Source organism: Streptomyces racemochromogenes, from assembly GCF_044129415.1.
Classification (GTDB): Bacteria; Actinomycetota; Actinomycetes; order Streptomycetales; family Streptomycetaceae; genus Streptomyces; species Streptomyces racemochromogenes_A.
Genome location: NZ_JBBDHD010000045.1, coordinates 31,725 through 52,680, shown reverse-complemented (window position 1 = coordinate 52,680; position 20,956 = coordinate 31,725). Strand labels below are relative to the sequence as shown.

Below are 20,956 nucleotides of genomic sequence, written 5' to 3'. Positions count from 1 at the left end.
GCTCTGGGATGGCTCACCCCCCGTAGACGCTCCCCGCCACCGCGGCGCCTGCTGGCACGCGACGGCCCGGCCCCCGCCCCCGTACCGGCCCCCACCGCCGGTACGGGTCACAGCCGGGCGGCACCGGCCCCCCTCCGGTACCGCCCGCCGACGCCCGGCCGGCCCCTTCGCCGGGCAGGCCCGTCCACAGGGGCGCGACCCCTGTGGACGGGCTCCTCCAGCCGGCCCCCTTCCCCCGGGGGTCTCAGCCGCGCGCTGCCGCGTCCACCCCCTGGGCGCGCAGCGCGCGGCTCACTTCGTCGCGGGCCTCGGTCAGCAGGCGCCGCAGGGCGGGCGGGGGCGCGGCCTCGGCCAGGTAGGCGTCGGTGCGGTCCACCGTCTCCTGTTCGACGAGCAGCCGCGGGTACAGCCCGGTCACCAGGGTCCGGGCCACCTCGGCGGAACGTCCCGCCCACACCTCGCCGATCTCCGCGAAGTACCGGTCGGCGTACGGGCGCAGCAGCTCGCGCTGGCAGCCCTGGGCGATGCCGAGGCCGATGGGGCTGTGGATCCCGCCGACCAGCGCGCGGCGGGTCCCGTTGCCGATGTCGCCCCGTACGGCCGCCTCCCAGGCCTCGGCCTTGGCGGCCGCGTCGGGCCGGGCCGCCAGGGCGCCGGCGGCGTATTCGGCCCCGGCGGTGGTGCCGTCGCGCAGCCGTTCCGCCTCGATCTCGGCGGCACCGGCCTGGTCGCCCCGGACGAGGGCGGCGAGCAAGGCCCAGCGGAGCTCGACGTCGACGACGAGGCCTTCGATCTCCACTGTGCCGTCCCGCAGGCCGGCCACCAGCCGCAGGTCGGCGGTGGTTTCCGCCACCCGGGCCAGCAGCAGCGCCCAGGCGAGCTGGATGTCGCTGCCGGGCTCGGAGGAGGTCAGCCGTTTGCGGGCGGCCTCGGCCACGGTGGCCCGCAGCTGCCGGCGGGCCTGCGGGGCCGTGTACTGGTCGAGGCTGGTCAGCAGGGTGGTGTGCAGGGTCTGGACGACTTCGGTGTCGCTCTCGCTGTCCACGCCGGCCAGGACGAGGTGGACGTAGTCCCCGGCGGCCAGTTCGCCGGAGCGGACCATGTCCCAGGCGGCGGCCCAGGTGAGGGCGCGCGGCAGGCCGTCGGTGAAGGCGCCGACGCCGTCGGGGCTGTCGAGGAGGCCGCTCAGGGAGTGCGGGTCGAGCCGGATCAGGGCGTAGGTGAGGTCATCGTCGTTGAGGAGGACCACGTCGGGCCGGGTGGTCCCCACGAGGGCGGGCACCTCGGTCCGGGCGCCGCGGACGTCGACGTGCACCTGGCCGACCCGGCGCAGCCCGTCCTCCCTCCGGGAGTAGAGCCCCACCGCCAGCCGGTGCGAGCGCAGGTACGGGTGCTCGGCCGGGGCCTCCTGGAGGACGGCGAAGGAGGTGAAGCGGCCCTCCTCGTCCACCGTGTGGTCGGGGCGCAGGGTGTTCACGCCGGCCCGGCCCAGCCATTCCTGCGCCCACGCGCCCAGGTCCCGCCCGGAGGCCTCCTCCAGCGCGCCGAGCAGGTCGGCGAGGGTGCTGTTGCCCCAGGCGTGGCGGGCGAAGTACGTGCGCATGCCGGCCAGGAACGCCTCGTCGCCGACCAGGGTGACCAGCTGTTTGATGGCCGAGGCGCCCTTGTAGTAGGTGATCTGGTCGAAGTTCTCCAGGGCCTGCTCGATGTCGGCGGCCGGGCTGGCGACGGGGTGGGTGGAGGGGAGCTGGTCCTGCCGGTAGGCGTTGGCCTTGTCGGCGTTGGCGAAGCCGGTCCAGGAGTCGTGCCAGCGGGTCGTGGCGACCTGGGCGCGCACCGACATGTAGGTCGCGAAGGTCTCCTTCAGCCAGATGTCGTCCCACCAGCGCATGGTGACCAGGTCGCCGAACCACATGTGGGCCAGTTCGTGGAGGACCGTCGCGGCGCGCCGGTGGCGGACCGCGTCGGTGACCTTGGAACGGAAGACGAAGTTCTCGCGGAGGATGACGGTGGCCGCGTTCTCCATGCCGCTGAGGTTGTACTCGGGGACGAAGACCTGGTCGTACTTGGCGAAGGGGAAGTCGGTGTCGAAGGCCTCCAGGTAGAAGTCGAGGCCGCGCTTGGTGGTCTCGAAGAGTTCCTCGGCGTCCAGGTGCCCGGCGACCGAGGCGCGGCTGGCGAGGCGCAGCGGGACCTCCTGCCCGGACTTGGCGGTGTAGTGGTCGGCGACCAGGTGGTACTCGCCCGCGACGATCGAGGTCAGGTAGGTGGGCAGCGGCGGCGTGGGCGCGAACCGCCAGACGGCGGCGCCGTCCGGGCCCGGCTCGGGCTCGGGGGTGGGCGAGGCGGACAGGACCGTCCAGGCGGCGGGGGCGGTCACGGTGAAGGTGAACGGGGCCTTCAGGTCGGGCTGTTCGAAGGTGGTGAAGACCCGGCGGGCCTCCTGTACCTCGAAGTGGGTGAACAGGTACACCTTCCCGTCCACCGGGTCCACCGAGCGGTGCAGTCCCGCGCCGGTATTGGAGTACGCGCAGTCCGCGACGACGAGGAGCTCGTTGTCCGCGGCGAGCCCGTCCAGGTGGATGCGCCCGCCGCGGTGGACGGTGTCCGGGTCGAGGGCGCGCCCGTTGAGGGTGATCCCGTGGACCCGCTCGGCCAGCAGCTCCGCGAAGGTGGACGCGGGTCCGGCGGGGTCCGCGGTGAAGCGGACGAGCGTGGTCGAGCGGAAGGTGTCGGGGCCCCGGGTGAGGTCGAGGCCGATCTCGTAGGAGGTGACCGAGAGCAGGGCACTCCGGGCGGCCGCTTCTTCGTAGGTCAGGTTCGGGCCGCTCATGGTGGTGCTCCTCGTCTGTGTGGTGGTGAAGGGGGCGGGGGTTACGCGGCGGGGACGAGCCGGCTGGGGTCCAGGGGGTGGTCGAGGGCGGCGACCCCGATCGGCGCGGGGTCGCCGCCGGTCAGCCGCTCGGCCAGGGACCGGGCGATGAGCGGGGCGAACTTGAAGGAGGTGCCGCCACAGGCCGCGTAGGCGTACCCGGTGCCGCCGAGCGCCACCAGGAGCGGGCCGCCGGTGTCGGCGAAGGACATGTAGTAGGCGTCCTTGGCGTCGAGGATCCAGGCGGGGCCGATGCCGGGGATCAGGTCGGCGAACTCCGCCTCCAGCTGCCGGCGGAAGACGTCCTCGGTTCCGTAGTCGGTGATCTCGTCGACCTCGCGGCAGACGGACGCCGAGGTGATCTTGAGGGCGGTGCCGGCCACCGGCGGGATCAGCCAGGCGCCGCGCCGGGTGCCGAGCGACGGGACGGCCGGGGTGGCCGCCCAGGCGGCCGCCTGCCCCCGGGGGACCCGGCAGTACAGCAGGGACTGGCGGAACAGGACCAGCCGTTCGGCGATCCCCGGCGGCAGCAGCCCGCGCGACCAGGGGCCCACCGCGACCAGGACGGCGTCACCGCGCAGTACCCGCCCGTCGGTCAGCCGGACGCTGCCGCCGTCGCCGTCGACCTCGGTCGCCGCCCGGTGCTCGATCAGTTCGATGCCGGGCTGCCACTTGAGCCAGGCGACACAGGCGTTCAGGACGCGGTCGGCGAGCAGGACGCCCGCCTCGTCCTCCAGTACGGCGCCCAGCGCGCCGTCCAGGTACAGGTGCGGGTAGCGGTCGGCGAGACCGCCCGCGGTCAGCTCCCGGGCCCTTCCCCCGGCGCCGGCGACGAGCAGCGCTCCGGCGGCGGCGGCAGCGGGGGGCAGCACGGTCAGGGCGCCGACCTGCTCGTAGAAGCGGGTCGAGAGGAGCTCTTGCAGTTCCAGCCAGCGGTGGTGCGCCCGCAGCGCGGCCGCGGTGGCCGGCGGATCGGTGGGGTGCAGGGCCCGCAGGATCCGGTGCTGGTCGAAAGAGGTGGCCCGGTTGAAGGGGATGGGGCCCTGGTCCACGATCGTGACCTTGTGCCCGCCGAGTACGCACTCGACTGCCGTGAGCAGGGCGATCACGCCTCCGCCCACCACTGTCACCCTCATCGCACACCTCGCTTTCCTTGTCGGCGAAGGTCTTGCCGGCGTCTGCCGGCGGGACCGGTGGTTCAGCTGTCGAGCACGAGCGTGGTGAGGGCGGCCGCCTTGTCGAGGGCCTCCTCGACGCCGTCGGGGTCCTCGCCGGCGCAGATCACGTACGCGTAGCGGGCGAGGTAGCCCTCCGGCGGGAGCAGCAGGGTGGTGCCGGGCTCCACCATCGGGACGGCTTCCAGCAGGCCGGGGCTGTCGGCGGGGACGGGTACGTCGACCGAGCGGACGGTGCCGTTGGCGTGCGGGTAGAGGAAGCGGATGCCGACGGTGCGCCGGTGGGCCGGGGTCCACTCGGGGCGGACGCCGGTGGCCGCGTCCACGGCCAGCGCGGCCGGGTCGACGCCGGTGGCGAGCTTGCCGAGGTAGGGGATGAGGTCGCCGCCGAGCCGGGCGTTCACCTCGATGATCACCGGGCCGCGGGAGGTCAGCTTCACCTCGGTGTGGGTGATGCCGTACGCGATCCCCAGCTCGCGGTGGGCCGTCCGCAGGACGTGCAGCAGCTCCGGGTCCTCCAGCAGCGGGTCGGTGGCGCTGAGGGTGTGGCCGGTCTCCTCGAAGTACGGGGCGGGGCCCAGCTCCTTGTGGGCGAGGAACAGCGGGGTGTACGTGCCGTCGAAGTTGACGCCGTCGATGCTGATCTCGGGGCCGGTCACGCACTCCTCGACCAGCACCCCGCCCTCGTAGGACAGGGAGCCGCCGCGGCTCGCGGAGTCCGCGACGTCGAAGGCGCTGAGCACCTCGTCCGGGCCGTCGACGCGGATGACGCCGATGCTGGCGCCCATGCCGCGGGGCTTGAGGACGACCGGGTAGCCGAAGGAGTCGGCGGTCACGAGGGCCTCGTCGGCCTCGGTGACGTAGGCGAACCGGGGCTGGGGCAGTCCGGCGGCGGTGAGCACCCGCCGGGTGTTGTGCTTGTTGCGGCAGTTCTCCACGCCGGCGACGGTCAGGCCGGGCAGGCCGAGCCGCTCGGCGATGTGGGCGGTGGCCACCACGAGGGTCTCGTCGTAGCTGAACACGCCCGCCACGCGGTGGGTGCGGGCCACCTCCTCGGCGGCCGCGACCAGCGCCTCCTGGTCGGGGACCAGGCGTTCGGAGTCCAGCAGGGGGACCGTGGTGGACCCCCGTACGTAGGGTTCCTGCCAGGTGGGGTCCACCGCGTCCAGGATCCAGACCGGGTGGCGGCGGGCCGCGCCCGCGAGCAGGTACTCGCGGTAGGGGCGGCCCCCGCTGCCGACCAGGATCACCACTGCGTCGTCCGTCATGTCCTTCACCTCGTTCGTCGTTGGTCGTGCGTCGGTCGTGTGCTCGTCCATCGGTGTGCCGTTCCCGCGCGTCAGCCGGCCGCGGTGGCCAGGACCCGGTCGCCGGCGGTCGATATCGCCGCGACGCGCGGCGCGGCGATGCGGAGGTAGTCGGCGGTGTCCAGGGCCACGGAGCGGTCCAGGCGGGCGGCGTTGAACCAGATCTCGTCGTGGTCGAGCAGCCGCTCGTCGACGACCAGGTGGAGGTCCGGGTGGAAGCCGAACGGCATCACCGTGCCGCTGACGCTGCCGGCGAGGCGTTCCGCGATCTCCCGCGTGGCGAAGGCGGTGCGGCCGCAGCCGCCGACCAGGTCCGCCAGGGCGTCCATGTCGACCTGGCGGTCGCCGGGCACCACGGCCAGCACGTACATGCCGGAGCGCTTGGTGAGGCCGACCCGGACGATCATGCACTTGGCGGCCTGTTCGAGCGGGTGGCCGCGCAGCAGGCTCGCGAGGTCCGTGCGTCCCTCGGCCGGGTGGTCGACCAGCCGGTAGCGGGCCTGGTGGGAGTCGAGGAGGTCGATCAGCTTCCCGTACATCACAGCTCCTGTTCCACGTAGTACCAGTCCTCGGGGTTGATGAGCCCGAAGGGGTTGACGGGTGCGACGCCGTGGAGGCCCTTGGCGACCTCCAGCAGCCGGAAGGGGAAGTTCGGCATCCAGATCACCGGGACCTGCTCGGCGATGTAGTCCTGGTAGGCGTGCAGGTCGGCCAGGTCGTCGCTCTTGACCGTCCGGGCGATCAGGGCGTCGGCCTCCGGGTCGCTGTAGCTGCCGAAGTTGACGGAGGAGCCGGTGGAGTACAGGGCCTCGCCCGTCGGGTAGAAGCCCGGGCCGTAGCCCCAGCCGCCGTTCCAGTCGCTGAACTCCCACAGGCAGGGGCTGTCGGGGCCCGGGGTGCAGGTGGTGTCCTCCAGGACCAGGACGCTCGCCTCGACCTCGGTCAGCTCGATCTCGATGCCCGCCCGGGCCGCGTCGGCGGCGAACTTCCGCATCACCTCCGTGAGGGTCTCGTGGCCCTGGGCGTAGCGCATCGAGAACCGCAGCGGGGTGCCGGCCGGGATGCCCTCGCCGGCCTCGCCGGGGCCGGTGCCCGGGCGGACGCAGAGGGCGGGGGTGGTGGAGGTGTCCCAGCCGTTGGCCTCCAGCAGGGCGCGGGCCCGGTCGACGTCGAAGGGGTACGGGTCGTGGCGGCGGGCGGGGGAGAGCAGGGGGCTGTCCGGGAGGGCCGGGACGGGCCCGGTGGTCGGGTAGCCGTAGCCCTTGTAGACGTCGCGGATGGCGCCGTTCGAGTCGAGGCAGGACTGGAGGGCCTGGCGGAAGTAGAGCTCCTTGAAGATCCGTCCCTTGACGGTCGGGTTGTTGAAGTTGATCGGGAAGTAGTGGATTTTGTAGGTGAGTTGGGGAAGCAGGTCGTAGTGCTCGCCCAGCGGGTTGGGGCCGCCGGCCATCGGGTCCTCGGCCGGCTCGGTGATCTCGTCGAACGGCAGGAAGCCGATCTGGACGCCGTCCGGGGTGTCGGGTCCCTTGAGGAGGCGCTCGTACTGGTCGCCGTCCGAGTCGGTCGGGATCAGCCGGAACTCGTCCAGCCAGGGCTTGTTCGGGCCCGAGTAGCTCTCGTTCGGAACGAGCACGCACTCGCCGGAGACGCCGTCGATGGTGTAGCGGTCCATCTTCCAGGGGCCGTTGACCACGCTCCACACGGGGCTGGTGTCCCAGCCCGCGCGGTCGTCGTTGCAGGCCCGCAGGTAGGCGTAGACGGCGGAGGCCTGCGCCGGGTCGTGGGTGGCGTCGGCCGGCGCGTCGTCGGCGGTGCGGTCCCAGGCCTTCGGCAGCGGCGTGATGGTGCTGAACTGGTTCATCAGCACCCAGTTGTGCGAGTACGCGTCGTCGAAGGTGAAGCTGACCTTGTCCTCGGCGACCTTCCCGTAGGAGACCAGGTTGTCGGGGAAGAAGCCCGGGGTGTAGCCGCCGAAACGCTCCTTCTCCGCCTCCAGCAGGTGCATCCACAGCATCACGCCGTCGGCGTCGACCGTCTCGCCGTTCGACCACTTGTACGGCTTGATGGTGATCGTCGCCGTCCGCCCGTCGGCGTCCCACACGGGGGGCTCGGCGAGGCTGCGCTCGTAGTCGACCGTCGGCTGGCCGCCGCTGCCGTACCAGTACAGCGGCCGGTACATCAGCGTCTGGAACTCGTGCAGGTTGGCGACGCCGTAGTAGTCGCCGGGGGTGAACGGGAAGACGAACACCGGGCTGAACCCGCTGGTGCAGGCCCAGGTGACGCTTCCGCCGCGGCGCGGGGTCAGGGTGGTCGTGCTCATGTCAGTACCTCTTCCAGGGCGGACTCGCCGCTGCTCGCGCCGGCGCCGTAGCGCTCCCAGCGCTCGTTCAGCCGGATGCGCCCGTCGGCGAGGAACTCGGGGGTGCTCCAGCACCGCCCGGCCACCACTTCGCCGTCGTCGAGCACCATCGTGTAGGTGAATTCGAGCTTCCCGTCGGCCGCGACGCGGCCGGTGAGGGAGCCCCGGCGGACCGGCCCGCCGTCGAAGTGGGCCCACAGCAGGTCGCCCTCGTGGCGGTAGTGGCCGATGGGGGCGCTCTCCCCGGGCGCGTAGCCGGTGTTGCGGAAGCGCCTGCCGTCGTAGTCGATGCTCACCGGCGGATCTCCAGCGTGCAGCACTTCACCGATCCGCCGGCCTTCAGCAGCTCCGAGGTGTCCACCGCGTGCGGGACGAACCCGCGCTCGCGCAGCTCGGAGATCAGCCCGGTGGCGGTCTCCGGCAGGACCACGTTGAGCCCGTCGCTGACCGCGTTGAGCCCGAAGGCCTCCGCGTCCTCGCGGGAGGCGATGACCGCCTCCGGGTACAGGGCCCGCAGGACCGCCAGGCTCTCGACCGAGAACGCCGCCGGGTAGTACATGACCGTCTCGTCGTCCAGGACGCACAGGGCGGTGTCCAGGTGGTAGAAGCGCGGGTCGACCAGGGTCAGGACGACCACGTGCAGTCCGAAGAAGGCCTTCAGCCCCTCGTGCGCCGCCGCGTCGCTGCGGAAACCGGTGCCGGCCAGGATGCGCCGGCCCGCCGGGGCGAAGTCCCCCTCGCCCTCGTTGACGTACTCCGGGACGTGGACCTCGGCGTAGCCGCGCTCGGCGAACCAGCTCCGGTACGCGTCGGCCTCCGCGGCCCGCTCCTCGTGGCGGAAGCGGGCCACCAGCACCTTCCCGTCGACGACGGTGGCCCCGTTGGCGGCGAACACCATGTCCGGCAGGCCCTCCACCGGGTCGATCAGGTCGACCTCGTGGCCCAGTTCCAGGTACAGCTCCCGCAGCCGCTCCCACTGGGCCATCGCCAGCTCGGCGTCCACCGGCTTGTCGGGACGCATCCACGGGTTGATGGCGTAGCTGACCTCGAAGTGGGCGGGCGGGCACATCAGGTAGTGCCGCTTGGTCGCCTCACGCATGCTCCGGCCTCATCTCGGTGCGGATGCGGCTGGCCATCACGTGGGCCGTGCTCAGGGCCTCCTCCAGCGAGGAACCGCGGGCACCGAGGAAGCCGAGGATGTTGTTGCCCGCGGGCGGCCGCTTGATGACCGTGCCGGGGGTGGCCGTGATCTTGAGGAAGAAGACCGAGGGGTCCTCGGCCGCCCCCTCCGGCACCTCGATCGAAGCCACCGTCCCCGATCCGCTGATCAGGCACATCGCGGCGGTGTGCACCTCCGTCGGGGAGTACGCGGAGACGTCCGGGCGGGCTCCCCGCGAGACGTCCGCCACGCACCGGATCGGGTCGTGGCCGGCGCTGATCCGCGCCATGTGGTCCAGGCCGCCGCCGCCGGGGCGGACGGCGATCTCCAGGACGAACGGCCGGCCCTGGTGGAAGCGGATCTCGGCGTGGAGCACGGCCCGGCGCAGCCCCTGGGCGTGGGCGGCGGTCCGCACCACCTGGTGCACTTCGGCGACCTGTTCGGGCGTCAGGGAGGTCGGCGCGTGGTGCACGTCGTCGTCGAAGGTGCCGCTCTCGACGGTGATCCGGTCGACGATGGAGCCCAGGTAGACCTCGTCGTCCCAGGCCACCGCCTCGATGAGGTGCTCGTGGCCGTCGAGGTAGCCCTCGATGATGACCCCGTTCGGGCCCAGGTCGAGGCCCTCGGCCTCCATCAGCGCCCAGGTCATGGTCTCGATGCCGGTCATCACGTCGGCGAAGCGGACCCGCATCTCCTCGTGGTCGTCGACCTTGAAGACGAAGTTGCTCGCCGCGCCCAGGGTGGGCTTGAGGATGAGCGGGTAGCCGAGCTCGGCGCCGGCGGCCAGGGCCGTCTCCACGTCCGCGGCGAAGCGGAAGGCGGGGTGCGCGGCGCCGCCGCGCTCGTGCGCCTGGCGCATCAGGTACTTGTTGCGGCTGGTGCGGGCGGCCTCGACCCCGATGCCCGGCAGGCCCAGGGCCTCGGCGACGGCCGCGACGGCGACCACGCCCGACTCAGAGAAGGTCAGGACCCCCTCGAACTCCTCCTCGGCGTGCCACTGCTTGGCCGCCGTGATGATGTCCTCGATCTGCTGGGACCCGGCGATCCGGTAGCGGGAGGCCTCCCAGAAGTCCTCGGTGCCCAGACCGTTGAGCACGTACAGCTCGGCCCCGAGCGCCTCGACCTGCTGGTAGCGCGACACGTAGTACGTGGCGTTCTGGCTGGCCTCTACGGCGAGCAGCTTCATCTCGTTCGCCCTCTCAGGACTTGGCCGCGGCGGCCACGAGGACCTCGGCGTCGGCGTCGGATGCGGAGTCGGCGGCCGGAGCCGGAGCCGGGGCGGCGGCGGGCTCGTCGCCGGCGGCGGACGCCGCGAGGAAGGACTTCGGCAGGGCCAGGACGGTCGCCGTCGCGACGACCACGACCAGGGCGGACAGGGCGTAGAAGCCGTACTGCACCTTGGTGGCGTCGACCAGCAGCGAGATGCCCGTCACGGCGGCGGTGCCGGCCGCGAGGCCGAAGGCGTTGGTGGCGCCGAAGACGAAGCCGGTGCGCTCCTCGGGGGCGGCCTTCATCAGGGCGGTGCGGGCCGCGATGCGGGCCACGCAGAAGGTGATGCCGGCGAACGGGATGGCCGCCATCATCGCGTACAGGTGGAGGGACTCGGTGACCAGGATGACGGCCCAGACGAGGTACCCGATGAGGGCCGTCTTCACGAGCCCGGACTTGGCGCTGAGCTTGCCGAAGGTCCACGGCGCGGCCAGGGCGCCGATGCCGAACAGGGCGTCGACGATGCCCAGGTAGCCGGTGTTGCTGTGGAAGGCGTCGATGACCAGGACCAGCATGATGCTGTTGCCGGTGATGATGACGATGTTGCCGATGGCGTAGAGCAGGGCGAGGCGGGCCAGCGGCGGGCGGGGCCCGGAGGCCTTGGCGGCGGCGGTGGCCTTGGCGGCCGTGGCGGCCGCGGCGGCGGCGCTCGTGGAGCCCGCCGGGCGGCGGCCGATCGCGAACAGCATCAGGGCGGAGACGAAGAACGTCGCGGAGTTGAAGTAGAAGAGGGCGTCGACGCCGGTCCAGACGATCACCCAGCCGCCGAGGGCGGCCGAGGCGAGCGAGCCGGCCTGGATGGCGACCTCGGAGTTGCCGTTGAACTTGGCGAGGCGGGCCTCCGGGATGCGTTCCTTGATCAGGGCGTTGCTGGCCGGGAAGAACAGGGCCGCCGAGATCGACAGGACGAAGCTGGCGACGTAGCTGACCGTGGAGGGCTCGCCGCCCAGCGCCAGCCACAGCGGCAGACCGATCGCCGCCACACCGCTGACCAGGTCGGAGGTGACCGCGAGCGTGCGGCGGTCGAAGCGGTCGACGAGCTTGCCGAAGTACACCGACAGCGCGACCTGCGGGATGGTCACGGCGATCATCAGCCAGCTGACCGCGAGCATGGTGTTCTGGGCGGTGAAGACCAGGTAGGAGGCGGCCGTCAGCTGGATGCCGTTGCCGAGGTTGGTGATGAACGTCGCGGGGACGAGCAGCCGTTCGGCCTTGTTGGCCTTCGGCGGGGCGGTCGTGGACACAGGGGTCTCCTCGGGGGGGTCAGACGCGGGCGTCGACCGGCTCGGCGGGGGCGGCGAAGGCCCCCACGGCGGTGGACAGGGTGGGCAGTCGCAGTGCGGGGACGGGGGTGGCCGCGGTGAAGCGGCCCGGGAGGCTCAGGTCCATGCCGGCCGCCTCGGCGCGTTCGGCCAGGTCGACGAGGAGCGGAGCGGCGCAGGCGAGCAGCGCGCGCACGGACAGCAGCAGGTCGCCGGTGGCCGGCAGGTCGCCCGCCGTGGTGCGCCCGGCCTGCTTGAGGAGCCGGTCGAGGTAGACGACGACCAGGTCGGAGGCCCGGTGCAGGCTGAAGCTCGACAGCTCGTAGTGGGCGCGGAAGCGGTCGACGATGATCCCCGCCCGCTCGGCGCCCGTGTCGGACACCGGCAGCCGCGTGCCCTCGGCCACCCCGTCGAGCAGCTCCGCCACCCGGCCGGCCAGCCGGTTCCACGGCTCGACCAGCCGGGAGGAGGCCAGGGAGTCCAGGGCCGCGCGGCTGAAGTTCGTCCGGGAGTGCTCGGGCGCGGTCAGGGCCAGGTAGAACCGGACCAGGTCGCGGGGGACCTCGGCCACCAGGTCGGCGGCCCAGACCACGTGTCCCTTGCTGGTGGAGAACTTCTGGTTCTCCAGCTCGTAGAACTCGTTGGAGACGATCGCGTGCGGTTCGACGTACCGGCCGCCGTGCGCCATCAGCAGCGCCAGGTGCGTCATTCCCCAGAAGTAGACGTTGTCGAATCCGAGGAAGTAGACGAGCTCGATGTCGTTCTCGGCGAGCCAGTGCTCGTCGAACCCGTCGGTGCGGTCGCCCTGCTGGGCGGCCGCCCACCAGGTGCAGTACATCGACGCGGCCATGCCCTCGGCCCACGCGTTGAGGACCTGCCCCGGGGTCTCGGCGAACGGCGCCGGGATGCCCCAGGAGACCGGGTAGGTGATCGGGAAGTCGGGCAGCGGACGGGCCAGCGCCTCCCGCACCAGCTGCTCGGTGTGCGGGCGCAGCACGTCCCGGTGCGAGGCGTAGTAGGCGATCAGCCGGTTGCGGTACTCCTCCATCGGGAGCACCAGGATCTGCGCCTCGCGGTGGGTGACCACCGCGTCCGGGTCGGTGGTGGAGCGCGGGTTCAGCAGCTCGTCGAAGTTGTTCGGGTGGCCGCAGGACTCGCACAGCCCGCCGCGGCTCTCCAGGAGGCAGACCGGGCAGTCGCCCGCGACCAGACCCTCCACGAGGTACTCGCCGGTGGCCTCCACGTACGGGAAGCGGACCGTCTTCAGCCGGAACGCCCCCGCGGCGTGCAGGTCCGTGACGAAGTCCAGGACGGTGGTCCTGTACCCCTGGTCGAAGGGGGCGAAGCCGTCCACGGCGACCCCCGCCGCCTCCAGGGTGGCGGTGATCTGCGCGGCGGAGCGGTCGGCGAGCTCCTGCGGCTCCAGACCGGCCCGGAGGGCGCTGGCGACGACGTAGGTCTGGCTGTCGTCGGTGCCGCTGGTGTACGTCACCGGGCGGCCCGAGGCGCGCAGGTAGCGCGCGTACACGTCGCCGGCCAGGAACGGACCCGCCAGGTGCCCGGTGTGCAGGTCCCCGTTGGGGGTCGGCGGGGGCGCGATGATGACCGTACGGCGCGTCACTTGGCGCCCTCCGGGTGGCGGGCCGAGAAGCGCTCGGTCATCTCCAGGTCCCACCAGACGCTGTACATCTCGAAGTCCGTGTCGGACTCGTTGACCACCCGGTGCCCGGTACCCGGGGTGAAGTGGACGATGTCCCCCGTCTCGAAGGGCACGCGCTCCCCCTCGGACTCCAGGAACGCGGAGCCGGAGACGGCGATGAAGATCTCGTACTCGTGGTGCGCGTGCGGCGTCGAGGCGGTGCCGGGCGCGATCACGCACCACGAGCCCTCGAAGGGGGCGTTCAGTTCGGGCCAGGGCAGCAGCCGCTGGGCGTCCAGTCCGTTCTCGTGGACCAGACCGGGGCGGTCCAGGTGCTTGATGAGCATCGGGTGGGTCTCTCTCGTGGGGTGGCGGAGTGCGTACGGGGCCGTGCGGCCGTCAGACGGCGGCGCCGGCGAGGGCCAGCTCGCGGGCCTGGGCCGGGATGGCCACGGGGGCGGTCGAGCGGTGCGCGAGGATGTCGAGCGTGATCTCGGCGGAACGGCCCGCGAGGACGCTGAGCAGCGAGTCGGCGATGCCGTGGGTGGCCTCGTTGACGCCCTGCAGGTAGACGGCGGCGCTCGCCGGGCGGCCCAGGTCGAGCCGGTAGTGGCGGCTCACCTCGATCCGCTCCAGGCCGATCGACTCGCCCAGCTCCCGGACCGAGCGCGGCATGTCCCGGACGAAGCCGGTGCCGAGGAGGACCAGGTCGGTGCGCATCTCCCGCTCGGCGCCCGTCTTGCGGTCGGCGAGGGTCAGGACGACTTCGTCGCCGTCCATGCGGGCGCCGCGCACGTCCGTCATGGCCTGCATGCCCAGGCGGCCCTCACCGCTGCGGCGGTCCTGGTAGAACTGCCGGTAGAGGGCGTCCAGGGTGGCCGGGGCCAGACCGCCGTAGTTGGAGCGGTACATCTCGTTCAGCAGCTGCCGGCGGGCCTCGGGGGCCGAGTCGTAGAACTCGTCGATGAAGGACGAGTAGTACAGCTCGTTGGTGAACTTGCTGCTCTCGTAGCCGTTGAGGCCGATGGAGCGCATGATCAGCGTCGGGCGGCACTCGGGCAGGTCGCGCAGGGCCTGGCCGAAGAGCTCGGCGGCGCTCTGCGCACCGCCGATGACGGCCACCCGGTGCGGGAGTTCGGCGTTCACCTCGCGGATGCGCTGCGTGTACTGGGTGCTGTGGATGACCCGCTCGGCCGGCAGGCCGGCGAACACCTCGGGCACGTGGGCGTCGCGGCCCGCGCCGATCACCAGGTAGCGGCACTCGATGGTGTCGCCGTTGGCCAGGGCGACCACCCAGCCGGTGATCTCGCCGTCCTGCGCGGTCTGCGCGGTGACGGAGACGCACTCCCGGCCGTACTCGATGCGCACGGTGGTGAGTTCGTCCGCGACCCACTGGAGGTACTCCGAGATCTCGCTGCGGTACGGGACCCAGCTGCCCAGGTTGACGAAGGCGTCGAGGCGGTCGTTGGCGTGCAGGAAGTTGACGAAGGAGAAGCGGCTCTGCGGGTTGCGCAGGGTCACCAGGTCCTTGAGGAAGGACACCTGGCTGAGCGCGTCGGGCAGCAGCATGCCGCGCTGCCAGACGATGTCCTGGTCGCGTTCGATCAGCAGGGTGTCGCCGGCCAGCTCAGGGGCGAGCTCCTCGATCGCCACGGCCAGGGCCAGGTTCGCCGGGCCTGCGCCGACTGCGAGCAGTTCGACCTTGCGATGTGCCATGGAAGTTACCTCCGTGTGGGACGGGTGAGACAGGTGCGGACGGTCGGCCGAGACGTTTCACCAGGCGACTGGCACCTCCGAGAAGGGGAGCGATAACGGGATTCCACGCCGCGGGGCGATTGCCCGGAAGCCGTGGACGGCACGGACAATCAACTCCGCCGAGACGGGGGCCGGAGCGTTGATTGACCGGCCCTCCAGGGCGCTTCCGGTCAACCTGCGGCGCGATTTCGATGGGCCCCCACACCCATGACAAGGAGTGCTCGTGCCGATCACCGACACCATCACGCCCGCCGGCACGTACTACCGGCCGGCCGCTCCGGCCCGGGTGGCCACCCGCCGCCGCCTGCTCATGTGCCGACCCCGGCACTACGACGTGACGTACTCGATCAACCCGTGGATGAACCCGCAGCTGGCCACCGACAACGCACTCGCGGTCCGCCAGTGGGAGGGGCTGCGCGACCTCTACCTGGACCTCGGCCACGTGGTGGAGGAGATCGACCCCCTCGACGGCCTGCCCGACATGGTGTTCGCCGCCAACGGCGCGACCGTCGTCGACGGCCGGGTCTACGGCGCCCGCTTCCGGCACGCGGAGCGCACCGCGGAGGGGCCCGCGTACCTGCGCTGGCTGGAGGGCCGCGGCTACAAGGACGTCCTGTGGCCCGAGTACGTGAACGAGGGCGAGGGCGACTTCCTCACCGTCGGCCGGCGCATCCTGGCGGGCACCGGCTTCCGCACCGACCCGCGCTCCCACCTGGAGGCCCAGGAGTTCCTCGGCCTGCCGGTCACCTCGCTGACGCTGGTGAACCCGGACTACTACCACCTGGACACGGCGCTGGCGGTGCTCTCGGACGACGAGGTCATGTACTACCCGGCGGCCTTCTCCCCGGGCAGCCAGGCCGTCCTGCGGGCCATGTTCCCGAGCGCGATCCTGGCGAGCGCCGAGGACGCGGCCGTCTTCGGCCTCAACGCCTTCTCCGACGGCCGCCACGTCCTCCTGCCGGCCGCGGCCACCGGCCTGCACGCCCAGCTGAGGGCCCGCGGCTTCGAGCCGGTCGGCGTCGAGCTCTCCGAGCTCCTCAAGGCCGGCGGCAGCGTGAAGTGCTGCACGCTGGAGCTCCGGGACCGCTGAGGTCCCGGCACCCGATCCGGCCCTGTGACGGGGCACCCCGGGGGTCTGTGGGGTCCCCCGGACGGCCCTGTCACAGGGCCGCGCCGCGCCCCGTGGCCGACAGTGGGTGGTGGCACGCACCCAGGGGGCAGCCCACACCACGCCGGAGGCGCACGCAGATGGGACTCTTCGATTTCCTGAAGCACGACAAGAAGAAGCAGGAGGAGCAGACGGAGCAGCAGGCGGCCGCTCCGGGCACGGGCGCCGCCGCCTCGCCGCCGCACTCCGACATGGGGTCGAAGTACACCGACGCGTCGGCGGGAGGCAAGGCGGCGGCCGAGCGGATGGCGGCCCCGGCGCCTCCCAAGGCGCCGCCCGCGCCGAAGGCCGCCATGCCGCCGGCGGCGGGGCCGGGGCCGTCCCGGGCGCATCCGGGGCCGGCCCAGCCCAGCGACCTGTCGGCGGCCCACAAGGCCGTGCCGGTGCCGCCGAAGCCCGCGCCGGGTGCCCAGAAGCGCACGTACACCGTCAAGGCGGGGGACTCGCTCGCCGCGATCGCCCGCCGCGAGCTCGGCAACGAGGCCCGCTGGCGGGAGCTGTACGCCATGAACCGGGGCGTGATCGGCGCCGACCCCGACCTCATCCACCCCGGACAGGTGCTGACGCTGCCCACCTGAGCGGGTGCGCTCACTGCGACCCGTCCTCCTTCTCCTTCTCCTTCTCCGCAAGCTCGTCGTCGAAGCTCGCCGGCGCGGCGTCCTGCGCCGACAGCTCGGTGGCGGCCGGGGGTTCCACGAGCCAGTCCGGGTTCGACTGCCGGTCCCACCACTTCCACGCCGCGAACGCCGCGCCGGCGATCACGGCGGCCAGGGCGATCCCCTTGACCGCCCGGCCGCACTTGGCGCGCCGCTCGCTGCGCCGCACCAGCCGCTGCACGTCCTTGGCGGAGACCTGCCCGCGCAGGGCGGCCAGGGCCGCCATCGAGCGGTTCGAGGCCTCCTCGGCCATCGGCTGGGCCGCGGCCAGGGCGCTCTCCAGCCGTGGCGCCGTGTAGTCGACGGCGTGCCGGCACGCCTGCCGCGTCTGGTGGACGGCCTTGACGGCGGCCCGGTCCACGTTCGGGGGCACGTGGGTGCGCGCCGCGTGCATCCGGGGCTGGAGATGGGTGTCGTAGACGGCGCGGGCCTGTTGGGAGGCCTGGCCGGCGGCCTGGGAAACCTTCGGGGCCAGTCGGGCGTTCGCCTCGTGGGCGTAGTGGACGGCCGCGTCCTTGGCGGTCCCCGCGTAGGGTGCCACCACTTCCGCCGCGTGCCTCATGGCGTCCCTGGCGTTCTCGGCGGCCAGGCTCACGCTGTCCTTGCGGGTCACGGGATCCTCCTCCTCGGTGGCGGACACGGTTCCACCTATCCACCCTTTGTCGGATCATGCCTGCCATATCGGCGCGGGGCATGCGTGACAGGGCATCCGGGTGGAGGAATTTCCGTCGCGTGCAGCCCTCCGTGGGAGGATCGGGACCGACAGTGATGACTATGGAAGGCAGATCCGTGGCCGAGAAGCTCTACGCCACCCTGAAGACCAACCACGGCGACATCGAGATCGAGCTGCTGGAGAACTTCGCGCCGAAGACCGTCCGCAATTTCGTGGAGCTCGCCACGGGCGCCCGCGAGTGGACCCGCCCCACGGACGGCCAGAAGACCACGGCGCCGCTCTACGACGGCACCGTCTTCCACCGCGTCATCAGCGGCTTCATGATCCAGGGCGGTGACCCGCTGGGGAACGGCACCGGTGGCCCCGGCTACCGGTTCGCCGACGAGTTCCACCCCGACCTGGCCTTCACCAAGCCCTACCTGCTCGCCATGGCGAACGCCGGTCCGGGCACCAACGGCTCGCAGTTCTTCATCACCGTGGCGCCCACCGCCTGGCTGACCCGCAAGCACACCATCTTCGGCGAGGTCACCGACGCGGCCAGCCGGAAGGTCGTCGACGCCATCGCCTCCGGTCCCACCAACCCGCGCACCGAGCGGCCGCTGGACGACGTGATCATCCAGTCCGTCTCCGTGGAGCGGCGCGAGGCGCGCTGACGGGAACCAACGGGGGCCGCCCGTCCGTAGTGGAGGTGTACGGACTGGACGTGTACGGACCGGCAGGGGCGCGGCCCCTGCCCCGCCGCTGACCGAGGGGACCGATGGACACCGAGCGTCTGCCGGGCTGCTACCGCCACCCGGGCCGCGACACGGGGATCAGCTGCGCCCGCTGCGACCGGCCCATCTGCCCCGAGTGCATGATCAGTGCCTCGGTCGGCTACCAGTGCCCCGAGTGCGTGCGGGGCGGCTCCGGCACCGGTCACGCCCCGGCGGCCAACGCACCGCGCACGCTCGCGGGCGGGCTGGTCGCGGCCGATCCCCAGCTCGTCACCAAGGTCCTGATCGGGATCAATGCGGCGGTGTTCCTCGCCGCGTACGCCGTGCCGGGCCTGGCCGTCCAGCTGGAGCTGCTCGGCCGGTACGTGGAGTACTACGGGGCGCCGGTGGAGGGGATCTCCACCGGGCAGTACCACCGGCTGCTGACCTCGGTGTTCCTGCATGTCGAGTGGTGGCACATCTTCGGCAACATGGTCGCCCTGTGGGTGATCGGCGGCCCGCTGGAGGCGGCCCTGGGCCGCTCCCGCTACCTGGCCCTCTACCTGCTGTCGGGCCTGGGCGGCAGCGCCCTCGTCTACCTGCTGACCGCGCCGAACACCCCGACGCTCGGCGCGTCCGGCGCCATCTGCGGACTGCTCGGCGCCACGGTCGTCCTCGCCCGCCGCCTGCGGTACGAGATGCGCCCGGTGCTGATCACCCTCGGGCTGATGCTGCTGGTGACCTTCGTCCCGCTCGGGGGCGGCTGGTCGGTCTCCTGGCAGGCGCACATCGGCGGACTGGTGACGGGCGCGCTCCTCGCCCTCGGGCTGCTCGCGCCCGCCCCGGGCAGGAAGCGCACGCTCGTCCAGGCGGGCACCTGTGTGGCGGTCTTCCTGCTGGCGGCGGCCCTGGTGATGGTGCGGACGGCCGCGCTCACCTGATCACACCGGCGTCAACTCTCCACAGAGTTATCCACAGATCTTCTGTCTTTTCCTCAGGTGTGGATGACGCTGTGGATAACTCATGGGGAGAGGTTGCGCGCTAGGCTATCCGTGTACTACTTCCACTGCGTGGAAACGCCGAATCCGGCAGCGATGAATCCGAAACCGACCACGATGTTCCAATTGCCCAGTGCCTCGATCGGCAGCTGGGTGTCGGTCACGTAGAAGACGACGATCCACGCGAGGCCGATCAGGAAGAAGGCCAGCATGACCGGGGCCACCCAGCCGCGGCTGCCCAGCCTGATCTGCTGCGCCTGCTTGGTCGGCGGCGGCGTGTAGTCGTCCTTCTTGCGGATACGTGACTTCGGCACGAGGGGCTCTCCTGTCGATGCGCTGGGGGACTTTGCCTGCCCCGGGCGTCCGTTAGCGTAGTGGACCTGTGGCGTTGAAGGAGAAGGGTACGTTGACCAATTCCGACGACTCCTCCGCGGGTCCCCGCCGCCGCCACCGTCCGGTGCGGCTGCTCACGGCCGCCGTCTTCGCCCTGGCGGGCCTCATCTTCGTCACCAGCTTCAACACGTCCAAGGGTACGAACATCCGCACGGACGCGTCCCTCCTCAAGCTCTCCGACCTGATCCACGAGCGCAGCGCCAACAACGCCGAACTGGAGAAGGGCGCCGCGGCCGTCCGCGCCCAGGTCGACGCCCTCGCCGACCGCGACAACGGCAGCACCAAGGCGGAGGACGCCAAGCTCGCCGCCCTGCGCAAGGCGTCCGGCACCGAGGAGCTGACCGGCAAGGGCCTCAGCGTCACCCTCAACGACGCCCCGCCGAACGCCACGGCCCGCGTCCCGGGCGTCCCCGAGCCGCAGCCCAACGACCTCGTGATCCACCAGCAGGACCTCCAGGCGGTGGTGAACGCGCTGTGGCTGGGCGGAGCCGAGGGCATCGAGGTCATGGGCCAGCGGCTGATCGCCACCAGCGCCGTGCGCTGCGTCGGCAACACACTGATCCTCCAGGGACGGGTCTACTCACCCCCGTACAAGGTGTCGGCGGTCGGCGACCCCGCCGCCCTGCGCAAGGCCCTGAACAACTCCCCCGCCATCCAGAACTACCAGCTGTACGTCAACGCGTACGGGCTCGGCTGGAAAGTGGAGGAGGACAAGAGGCTGACACTTCCCGGCTACTCCGGCACAGTGGACCTCCACTATGCGAAGCCGCTGGAGTCCGCCTCGCCCTGACGCCGTACTGCGCTCGCTGGTACGGGTGTTCAGCGAGCTGTGCCTGACCGCCGGGACGCTGATCGTGCTCTTCGTCGCGTACGTCCTGCTGTGGACCGGGGTCCGGGCCGACCGGGCCATGGACGGGGAGCGGGCCGGGCTGCGCGACCGCTGGGCGGCGGCCCCCGCGGCGGCCCCCGCCCCCGCACCGCCCTCCTCCCCCTCGGCCCCCTCCGCGGACACCGCCCCGCAGCCCTACCCCGCCGGCCGGGCCTTCGCCGAGATGTACGTCCCCCGCTTCGGCGCGGACTGGAGCAAGCCGGTCCTGGAGGGCACGGGCACCGACCTGCTCAAGAAGGGCCTCGGCCACTACACCGGCACCGCCCGCCCCGGAGGGGAGGGCAACTTCGCCGTCGCCGGCCACCGGCGCACCTACGGAGACCCCCTCAAGGACCTCGACGAGCTGCGCCCCGGCGACACCGTGATCGTCCGTGACGCCGCGAACCGCTACACCTACACCGTCCGCGCCGCTCCACTGCGCGTCCTGCCCACCGAGACCGGCGTGGTCGACCCCGTCCCGCGCCGCTCCCCCTTCGCCGGTCCGGGCCGGTACCTCACCCTCACCACCTGCGACCCCGAGTGGGGCCACAGCCACCGCCTGATCGTCTGGGCGGAACTCACCGGCACCCGGCCCGCCGATCCCGGGGGATTGCCCGGGTGACCCCCGCCGCGGGGGCCCCGGCCCGTAGTCTGGTGCGGTACCGCCCCCGCGGTGCATGAGTGAATCGTGGACGGCGAAGGAAACAGACG

General features: G+C 72.1%; 20 protein-coding genes. 6 read left to right on the top strand and 14 right to left on the bottom strand.

The features are described 5' to 3' along the window. Positions 1 to 244: 244 nt before the first annotated feature. From pepN to WDV06_RS18755, 12 genes are all read right to left on the bottom strand, one after another. The gene (gene pepN / locus WDV06_RS18810; RefSeq protein ID WP_395510916.1) at positions 245 to 2,833 is read right to left on the bottom strand and encodes an aminopeptidase N; all 2,589 of its coding nucleotides are present in this window, start codon (positions 2,831 to 2,833) and stop codon (positions 245 to 247) included. 41 nt (positions 2,834 to 2,874) lie between these two features. After that, on the bottom strand, positions 2,875 to 4,008 hold the full coding sequence (locus WDV06_RS18805) for an NAD(P)/FAD-dependent oxidoreductase (protein WP_395510915.1): 1,134 nt from the start codon (positions 4,006 to 4,008) through the stop codon (positions 2,875 to 2,877). Between the two features lie 62 nt (positions 4,009 to 4,070). Further along, complete coding sequence (locus WDV06_RS18800; RefSeq protein WP_395510914.1) at positions 4,071 to 5,315, bottom strand: ATP-grasp domain-containing protein; 1,245 nt, start codon at positions 5,313 to 5,315, stop codon at positions 4,071 to 4,073. A gap of 71 nt (positions 5,316 to 5,386) precedes the next feature. Then, on the bottom strand, positions 5,387 to 5,893 hold the full coding sequence (locus WDV06_RS18795) for a YbaK/EbsC family protein (protein WP_395510913.1): 507 nt from the start codon (positions 5,891 to 5,893) through the stop codon (positions 5,387 to 5,389). Beyond that, positions 5,893 to 7,674 (bottom strand): ABC transporter substrate-binding protein, encoded by a 1,782-nt coding sequence (locus WDV06_RS18790; protein WP_395510912.1) that lies wholly within the window; start codon positions 7,672 to 7,674, stop codon positions 5,893 to 5,895. The genes WDV06_RS18795 and WDV06_RS18790 overlap by 1 nt, the downstream gene beginning before the upstream one ends. Continuing rightward, a complete protein-coding gene (locus WDV06_RS18785; protein WP_395510911.1) occupies positions 7,671 to 8,009 on the bottom strand; it encodes a hypothetical protein in 339 nt (112 codons plus the stop codon). Before WDV06_RS18785 ends, WDV06_RS18790 begins: the two co-directional genes overlap by 4 nt. Further along, positions 8,006 to 8,812 (bottom strand): dimethylargininase, encoded by an 807-nt coding sequence (ddaH, locus tag WDV06_RS18780; protein ID WP_395510910.1) that lies wholly within the window; start codon positions 8,810 to 8,812, stop codon positions 8,006 to 8,008. The genes WDV06_RS18785 and ddaH (WDV06_RS18780) overlap by 4 nt, the downstream gene beginning before the upstream one ends. Further along, positions 8,805 to 10,058, bottom strand: coding sequence for an ATP-grasp domain-containing protein (locus tag WDV06_RS18775; protein ID WP_395510909.1), 1,254 nt, complete (start codon positions 10,056 to 10,058; stop codon positions 8,805 to 8,807). The genes ddaH (WDV06_RS18780) and WDV06_RS18775 overlap by 8 nt, the downstream gene beginning before the upstream one ends. Before the next feature lie 13 nt (positions 10,059 to 10,071). Then, positions 10,072 to 11,385 (bottom strand): MFS transporter, encoded by a 1,314-nt coding sequence (locus WDV06_RS18770; RefSeq protein WP_395510908.1) that lies wholly within the window; start codon positions 11,383 to 11,385, stop codon positions 10,072 to 10,074. 19 nt (positions 11,386 to 11,404) lie between these two features. Continuing rightward, on the bottom strand, positions 11,405 to 13,024 hold the full coding sequence (locus WDV06_RS18765) for a class I tRNA ligase family protein (protein WP_395510907.1): 1,620 nt from the start codon (positions 13,022 to 13,024) through the stop codon (positions 11,405 to 11,407). Continuing rightward, positions 13,021 to 13,389, bottom strand: coding sequence for a cupin domain-containing protein (locus WDV06_RS18760; protein ID WP_395510906.1), 369 nt, complete (start codon positions 13,387 to 13,389; stop codon positions 13,021 to 13,023). The genes WDV06_RS18765 and WDV06_RS18760 overlap by 4 nt, the downstream gene beginning before the upstream one ends. 52 nt (positions 13,390 to 13,441) lie before the next feature. After that, entirely contained in the window at positions 13,442 to 14,758 is a 1,317-nt protein-coding gene (locus WDV06_RS18755) for a SidA/IucD/PvdA family monooxygenase (protein WP_395510905.1), read from the bottom strand. A gap of 262 nt (positions 14,759 to 15,020) precedes the next feature. Here WDV06_RS18755 and ddaH (WDV06_RS18750) point away from each other — a divergent pair, with 262 nt between their 5' ends. Together ddaH (WDV06_RS18750) and WDV06_RS18745 are read left to right on the top strand one after the other, a co-directional pair. Further along, positions 15,021 to 15,887 carry a dimethylargininase gene (ddaH, locus tag WDV06_RS18750; RefSeq protein WP_395510904.1) on the top strand — a complete coding sequence of 289 codons (867 nt, stop codon included), beginning with the start codon at positions 15,021 to 15,023 and terminating at the stop codon, positions 15,885 to 15,887. 158 nt (positions 15,888 to 16,045) lie between these two features. Continuing rightward, positions 16,046 to 16,543, top strand: a complete 498-nt coding sequence (locus WDV06_RS18745; protein WP_395510903.1) for a LysM peptidoglycan-binding domain-containing protein — start codon at positions 16,046 to 16,048, stop codon at positions 16,541 to 16,543. Positions 16,544 to 16,553: 10 nt separating this feature from the next. Here the strand turns inward: WDV06_RS18745 and WDV06_RS18740 are convergent, their stop codons facing one another. Next, the gene (locus WDV06_RS18740) at positions 16,554 to 17,261 is read right to left on the bottom strand and encodes a DUF5324 family protein (protein WP_395510902.1); all 708 of its coding nucleotides are present in this window, start codon (positions 17,259 to 17,261) and stop codon (positions 16,554 to 16,556) included. 149 nt (positions 17,262 to 17,410) lie between these two features. Between WDV06_RS18740 and WDV06_RS18735 the strand changes: the two genes are divergently transcribed. Together WDV06_RS18735 and WDV06_RS18730 are read left to right on the top strand one after the other, a co-directional pair. Continuing rightward, positions 17,411 to 17,947 carry a peptidylprolyl isomerase gene (locus tag WDV06_RS18735; RefSeq protein ID WP_395510917.1) on the top strand — a complete coding sequence of 179 codons (537 nt, stop codon included), beginning with the start codon at positions 17,411 to 17,413 and terminating at the stop codon, positions 17,945 to 17,947. A gap of 104 nt (positions 17,948 to 18,051) precedes the next feature. After that, the gene (locus WDV06_RS18730; protein ID WP_395510901.1) at positions 18,052 to 18,927 is read left to right on the top strand and encodes a rhomboid family intramembrane serine protease; all 876 of its coding nucleotides are present in this window, start codon (positions 18,052 to 18,054) and stop codon (positions 18,925 to 18,927) included. A gap of 116 nt (positions 18,928 to 19,043) precedes the next feature. Here the strand turns inward: WDV06_RS18730 and crgA are convergent, their stop codons facing one another. Beyond that, positions 19,044 to 19,298, bottom strand: coding sequence for a cell division protein CrgA (crgA, locus tag WDV06_RS18725; RefSeq protein WP_045945361.1), 255 nt, complete (start codon positions 19,296 to 19,298; stop codon positions 19,044 to 19,046). Between the two features lie 92 nt (positions 19,299 to 19,390). Between crgA and WDV06_RS18720 the strand changes: the two genes are divergently transcribed. Continuing rightward, positions 19,391 to 20,167 carry a DUF881 domain-containing protein gene (locus tag WDV06_RS18720; protein WP_395510900.1) on the top strand — a complete coding sequence of 259 codons (777 nt, stop codon included), beginning with the start codon at positions 19,391 to 19,393 and terminating at the stop codon, positions 20,165 to 20,167. Next, positions 20,136 to 20,867 carry a class E sortase gene (locus WDV06_RS18715; protein WP_395510899.1) on the top strand — a complete coding sequence of 244 codons (732 nt, stop codon included), beginning with the start codon at positions 20,136 to 20,138 and terminating at the stop codon, positions 20,865 to 20,867. The genes WDV06_RS18720 and WDV06_RS18715 overlap by 32 nt, the downstream gene beginning before the upstream one ends. The last annotated feature ends 89 nt before the right edge of the window (positions 20,868 to 20,956 follow it).

Bases quoted from the DNA above. Each gene is read 5' to 3' on its own strand.
- pepN (WP_395510916.1), bottom strand. From the start codon at position 2,833: ATGAGCGGCCCGAACCTGACCTACGAAGAAGCGGCCGCCCGGAGTGCC.
- WDV06_RS18805 (WP_395510915.1), bottom strand. From the start codon at position 4,008: ATGAGGGTGACAGTGGTGGGCGGAGGCGTGATCGCCCTGCTCACGGCA.
- WDV06_RS18800 (WP_395510914.1), bottom strand. From the start codon at position 5,315: ATGACGGACGACGCAGTGGTGATCCTGGTCGGCAGCGGGGGCCGCCCC.
- WDV06_RS18795 (WP_395510913.1), bottom strand. From the start codon at position 5,893: ATGTACGGGAAGCTGATCGACCTCCTCGACTCCCACCAGGCCCGCTAC.
- WDV06_RS18790 (WP_395510912.1), bottom strand. From the start codon at position 7,674: ATGAGCACGACCACCCTGACCCCGCGCCGCGGCGGAAGCGTCACCTGG.
- ddaH (WP_395510910.1), bottom strand. From the start codon at position 8,812: ATGCGTGAGGCGACCAAGCGGCACTACCTGATGTGCCCGCCCGCCCAC.
- WDV06_RS18775 (WP_395510909.1), bottom strand. From the start codon at position 10,058: ATGAAGCTGCTCGCCGTAGAGGCCAGCCAGAACGCCACGTACTACGTG.
- WDV06_RS18760 (WP_395510906.1), bottom strand. From the start codon at position 13,389: ATGCTCATCAAGCACCTGGACCGCCCCGGTCTGGTCCACGAGAACGGA.
- WDV06_RS18755 (WP_395510905.1), bottom strand. From the start codon at position 14,758: ATGGCACATCGCAAGGTCGAACTGCTCGCAGTCGGCGCAGGCCCGGCG.
- WDV06_RS18745 (WP_395510903.1), top strand. From the start codon at position 16,046: ATGGGACTCTTCGATTTCCTGAAGCACGACAAGAAGAAGCAGGAGGAG.
- WDV06_RS18730 (WP_395510901.1), top strand. From the start codon at position 18,052: ATGGACACCGAGCGTCTGCCGGGCTGCTACCGCCACCCGGGCCGCGAC.
- WDV06_RS18715 (WP_395510899.1), top strand. From the start codon at position 20,136: ATGCGAAGCCGCTGGAGTCCGCCTCGCCCTGACGCCGTACTGCGCTCG.